At 43.8% G+C, this 4,963-nt stretch carries 2 protein-coding genes and 6 tRNA genes; 7 read left to right on the top strand and 1 reads right to left on the bottom strand.

What is annotated here, in order from left to right:
* Nucleotide 1: 1 nt before the first annotated feature.
* From R7070_RS24360 to R7070_RS24330, 7 genes are all read left to right on the top strand, one after another.
* A tRNA-Asn gene (locus R7070_RS24360) sits at nucleotides 2-77 on the top strand.
* 275 nt (nucleotides 78-352) lie between these two features.
* The gene (locus R7070_RS24355; protein WP_104975628.1) at nucleotides 353-1,978 is read left to right on the top strand and encodes a methyl-accepting chemotaxis protein; all 1,626 of its coding nucleotides are present in this window, start codon (nucleotides 353-355) and stop codon (nucleotides 1,976-1,978) included.
* 233 nt (nucleotides 1,979-2,211) lie between these two features.
* Nucleotides 2,212-2,287: transfer RNA gene (locus tag R7070_RS24350), tRNA-Phe, on the top strand.
* Nucleotides 2,288-2,339: 52 nt separating this feature from the next.
* Nucleotides 2,340-2,415, top strand: a tRNA-Thr gene (locus tag R7070_RS24345).
* Between the two features lie 22 nt (nucleotides 2,416-2,437).
* Nucleotides 2,438-2,513 (top strand) — tRNA-Asn (locus R7070_RS24340).
* A 39-nt stretch (nucleotides 2,514-2,552) separates the two neighbouring features.
* Nucleotides 2,553-2,628: transfer RNA gene (locus R7070_RS24335), tRNA-Thr, on the top strand.
* Between the two features lie 15 nt (nucleotides 2,629-2,643).
* Nucleotides 2,644-2,719, top strand: a tRNA-Asn gene (locus tag R7070_RS24330).
* Between the two features lie 246 nt (nucleotides 2,720-2,965).
* Here the strand turns inward: R7070_RS24330 and R7070_RS24325 are convergent.
* Entirely contained in the window at nucleotides 2,966-4,402 is a 1,437-nt protein-coding gene (locus R7070_RS24325; protein WP_081007970.1) for an NAD-dependent succinate-semialdehyde dehydrogenase, read from the bottom strand.
* Between the last annotated feature and the right edge of the window lie 561 nt (nucleotides 4,403-4,963).

Here is a 4,963-nt window from a genome sequence, read left to right as displayed (position 1 = left end):
TTCCTCCTTAGCTCAGTTGGTAGAGCGACGGACTGTTAATCCGCAGGTCGCTGGTTCGAGCCCAGCAGGAGGAGCCAATTTTAAAGCCGCATCACTTGATGCGGCTTTTTTGTATCTGCTTTATACGTCATTTCTCACTTTCCCATTTATCTGCACTTCATTTCTAAACATCAGCGAACATTAAATCCTTTCTTCAAAAACACTTATTTCACGCTAAAAATTTAATCCTCATCGTAATTTCAATACGCATTAGTATCCGAGCATATTTATCTTCACTAAGATGCCCGAGTTATTACATTTCTTCTTTTAGCTATGCCTTGCATAGTGATAACACTTTATTTGTGAGCTAAATATGAAACTAAAAACTCAAGCCTATTTATTATCTGCGATCATATTGCTAGCTCTCCTAGCTCTGACCGCAACGGGCTTATGGACACTTCGCGTCGCAAGTAACCTTGATAACAAAGCTCGAGTTACTGAGCTATTTAAAAGTGCGTACAGCATACTTACCGAAGTAGAAAAGATGGCTATCGAAGGCAAAATGCCGGAAGACGAAGCGAAAGCATTAGCCACTCGCCTACTTCGTAACAATATCTACAAAGACAACGAATACGTTTATGTCGCAGATGAAAATATGATGTTCATCGCCGCACCACTAGACCCTCAACTGCACGGAACCAGCTTCCATGACTTTAGAGATGGCAGTGGTAATAGCGTAGGCCAACTCATTCTAGATGTATTGGGGCACAAAACAGGTCAGATCATTGAATATACCTGGAGCCAAAAACAAGCTGATGGCAGCATTGAAGAAAAACACTCGATAGCAGAAAAAACACCACACTGGGGCTGGGTTGTCGGTACAGGTATTGGCTTTAATGAAGTTAACGCACGTTTTTGGTCGACAGCACAATGGCAGCTTGTGCTGTGTCTGATTATCGCGGGAAGTATTCTAAGTGGCCTGATCATTTCGATTCGCAAAATGCTTCATCTACTTGGTGGAGAGCCTAACGACGTGCGTAAAGCAGTTCAAGCTGTCGCTCAAGGAGACATTCAGACCAGTTTTGATACTGTGGCACCGAGAGGAAGTATCTATCGTGCCGTGCAAGATATGAGTCAATCACTAGCTACCATGGTGACAAACCTAGAGAAGTCTATGCATGCACTGCGCGCAGAGTTGTCTGCCGTAGAAGCTCGATCAAATACGATTGCCGATCTTACCGTATCTCAGCAGCAATCAACGGCGATGATTGCCACTGCGATGACTGAAATGGCATCTTCAGCCAACCATGTTGCCAATTCAGCAAGCGACACCGCAAACAATACGGACGAGGCTGACAAACAAAGCCAACATACTCAGAAACTCATTCATAACACGGTTGAAAACATTCAAGGTTTAGCTTCTCAATTAAATACTGCGAGTAAAGCGGTCGCCGATCTAGATCAGGATGTAAATAATATTGTAAAAGTGCTCGATGTGATTGGTGATATTGCAGAGCAAACAAACCTATTGGCACTCAATGCAGCCATTGAAGCAGCACGTGCTGGAGAACAAGGCCGAGGCTTCGCAGTCGTTGCTGATGAGGTACGCAACCTAGCAGGACGCACACAAGACAGCACAAAAGAGATTCAGTATATGATCTCCAATCTGCAAGAAGGCTCTCGCAATGCCATTCACACAATGGAAATATGTGCAGAAACCAGTGAAAGCACTGTTACAGAGTCTAAGAATGCCTCTGAAGCTCTACAGCAAATTGTAACGGCGTTAGAATCTATCACCACAATGAGCCAGCAGATCGCTACTGCTGCCGCTGAGCAGACGCAGGTTAGCGATGATATTGCGCTACGCATAAACCTTATCGAGGAAAGCGGAGGCCAACTCAACTCTGTCGTAACCGAGAGCCAATCAAGTACTCAAAGTTTAGCTTCACTAGCGAATGAGCTAGAAGGTTGGGTAAACAAGTTCTCAGTAAAGCACTAGTTTAAAGTCAATTGTTCAATAAAAAGCACGTTTTCAGACGTGCTTTTTTGTTTTTATCGCCTTTATTTTGCAAGTGAACACACTATCAATGTTAAAACATCGCTTAAAGCATGGCGCATTGCTGCTAAAAACGCATAAAAACAGCCCACTCCGAGCACAAATTCATCAAACGATATTTTATTTTAATTTTATTGTTGACCTGAAAGCCGAAAAGCCTTTTAATACACCTCGTCGCCCGGATAGCTCAGTCGGTAGAGCAGAGGATTGAAAATCCTCGTGTCGGTGGTTCGATTCCGCCTCCGGGCACCACAATTTATTAATTGTTGGTGCTTAGCACGAACAATGTTAAAGAATAAAATGTGCCGACTTAGCTCAGTAGGTAGAGCAACTGACTTGTAATCAGTAGGTCACCAGTTCGATTCCGGTAGTCGGCACCATTTATTCTCTTAAAAAGACAATTCCTCCTTAGCTCAGTTGGTAGAGCGACGGACTGTTAATCCGCAGGTCGCTGGTTCGAGTCCAGCAGGAGGAGCCAATTTTCATTATTAAGTTAATAACTTATTAATGACATTGTGCCGACTTAGCTCAGTAGGTAGAGCAACTGACTTGTAATCAGTAGGTCACCAGTTCGATTCCGGTAGTCGGCACCACTTATTAAAATTTGTTCCTCCTTAGCTCAGTTGGTAGAGCGACGGACTGTTAATCCGCAGGTCGCTGGTTCGAGCCCAGCAGGAGGAGCCATATTAGAAGAAGCCGCATCACTTGATGCGGCTTTTTTGTATTAGTTTAAAGCTAAGCTCTCTCCTACTACCCACGAAATAACATAAGCGCTTTGATTATTAAAAACCGCTTACCGCAAGCTAACTATCGACTCACTAAGTAACCAGAAAATATTAACCACAAACGCGCGTGGCAAATGGTGTATCTTTCAACTAAAAAAAGCCAGGTAAAAACCTAGCTTTTTAATTCAATCGGCCATCTCTGAAATCAGCTTAAACCACCAAGACAAATATACTTTGTCTCCAGATATTCATCGAGTCCTTGCTTAGCACCTTCCCGTCCAACACCCGACTCTTTAACTCCACCAAATGGAGCCACTTCAGTAGAGATGATCCCTTCATTAACTCCAACCATGCCGTACTCTAAACCTTCACTAAAAGCCATAATACGCTTCAAGCTATTCGTATAGAAATAGCAAGCCAAACCATATTCTGTATCGTTCGCCATTTCGAGAACTTGATAATCATTTTCAAAGGTAACAATAGGCAACACAGGCCCGAATAGCTCTTGCTGAACAATCGACATATTCTGCGTCACACTATCCAAAAGAACGGGCTCCATAAAGCGACCAGGCCGTCTCTGTGGAGAGTTAGCAATAGAGGCTCCTTCTTGTACAGCTTGATCGATCACCGCCTCTAGTCGATGCTTAGAGGCCATCGTAATAACAGGACCTAATGTGACACCTTTCTCTAAACCATTTCCAAGCTTTAATTTGCTTAACTTCGACAATACTTTATCAATAAAAGCTTGTTTTACATTTTTATGAACATATAGCCGATTGGTACAAACACATGTTTGCCCTGCATTACGGAACTTCGACGCGACAAGCCCTTCCGCAGCCTCATCTAAGTCTGCATCTTCAAACACGATGAAAGGCGCATTACCACCCAACTCCATCGACACCGCCTTGACTGAATCACTGGCTTGCTTCATCAAAATTTTCCCAACGCGCGTAGACCCCGTAAAAGAGATCTTCTGAATCCTAGGATCAGTACTTAGTACTTGACCAAACTCAGCAGCCTGCTCCGACACCACGACAGAAAGCAGTTCTTTAGGGATACCAGCCTGATAAGCTAATTCAACAACAGCAATTGCAGTGAGAGGGGTAAGCTCTGATGGCTTGATCAACATGCCACAACCTGCCGCTAGGGCTGGTGCTGCTTTTCTTGTAATCATCGCAATAGGGAAGTTCCAAGGTGTAATTGCAGCGCATACTCCCACAGGCTGGCGAATTGCAGATAGACGTCTATCTGTCGTGGGAGCAGGAATAACTTCGCCATAAGCACGTTTTGCTTCTTCTGAGAACCACTCGACAAAAGAGGCACCATACATCACTTCCCCTTTGCTCTCAGCTAAAGGTTTACCCTGCTCTAAGGTAATAATCGTGGCTATGTCTTCTGCATTATCAAGAAGTAGTTGATACCACCCCCTCAAACGACGAGAGCGCTCTTTGGCACTTAATTTAGCCCAACGGACTTGCTCCGTTTTGCACTGACCAATGAGATCATCTAACTCATCAAGAGTACTAGGCTTTAACCGAATTAACTCTTGCTCAGTTGCAGGGTTGATGACCACAATTCCCTCTTCGGAAGACCATTGCTTAAATACAGATTTCAGCGTTTCATTTTTTATTTGTTGCATCATCAAACATACTCCTCAAGAACTCCTCTTAGGTTAATCGCTACTAGCAAGTTCAGCAAAGAAAACAAAGTTTTCTAAAAGGCATTAATTTTCGGAAGACTTAGATCTCTTCCTCACTATATTTCGGGAAATTGCGTAATCCACGCAACGACGGTCCCGCTCTAAACATGGAAGCAATGAATGTTTGAGAAATAAGATGTAGAAAATTATTGTTTAAGAGAGACGCTAACAAAACGCGCAGTGAGGAAGACTATTCATTCTACTACGGTTGAGGGCGAGTGTTATAAAGACTCATTGTTCAAATGACCAATCTTTCAACAAGGACATAATACAAACTCGGAGTAATTGGAAGTGCAGGCAGCAGGCCCATCTTCCTGAGAAACTCATGTGCCAAAAGGGTAAAGAAAGTCGTATTGTCTCGCCTTCAATGTGTAAATGCATTTCTAGGGGACACGACCAAACGAAAAAGCCCCAGTCTTTCGACTGGGGCTTAATATAAGTGGCGGAGTGGACGGGACTCGAACCCGCGACCCCCGGCGTGACAGGCCGGTATTCTAACCAACT

The organism is Vibrio sp. 1557 (assembly GCF_033340175.1).
GTDB lineage: Bacteria > Pseudomonadota > Gammaproteobacteria > Enterobacterales > Vibrionaceae > Vibrio > Vibrio alginolyticus.
Note: the sequence above shows the minus strand (reverse complement) of the source record. Positions and strands in the feature narration are given on the sequence as shown.

What these genes read in the sequence shown, in the direction of transcription:
- R7070_RS24355 (WP_104975628.1), top strand. Translation starts at nt 353, where the DNA reads ATGAAACTAAAAACTCAAGCCTATTTATTATCTGCGATCATATTGCTA.
- R7070_RS24325 (WP_081007970.1), bottom strand. Translation starts at nt 4,402, where the DNA reads ATGATGCAACAAATAAAAAATGAAACGCTGAAATCTGTATTTAAGCAA.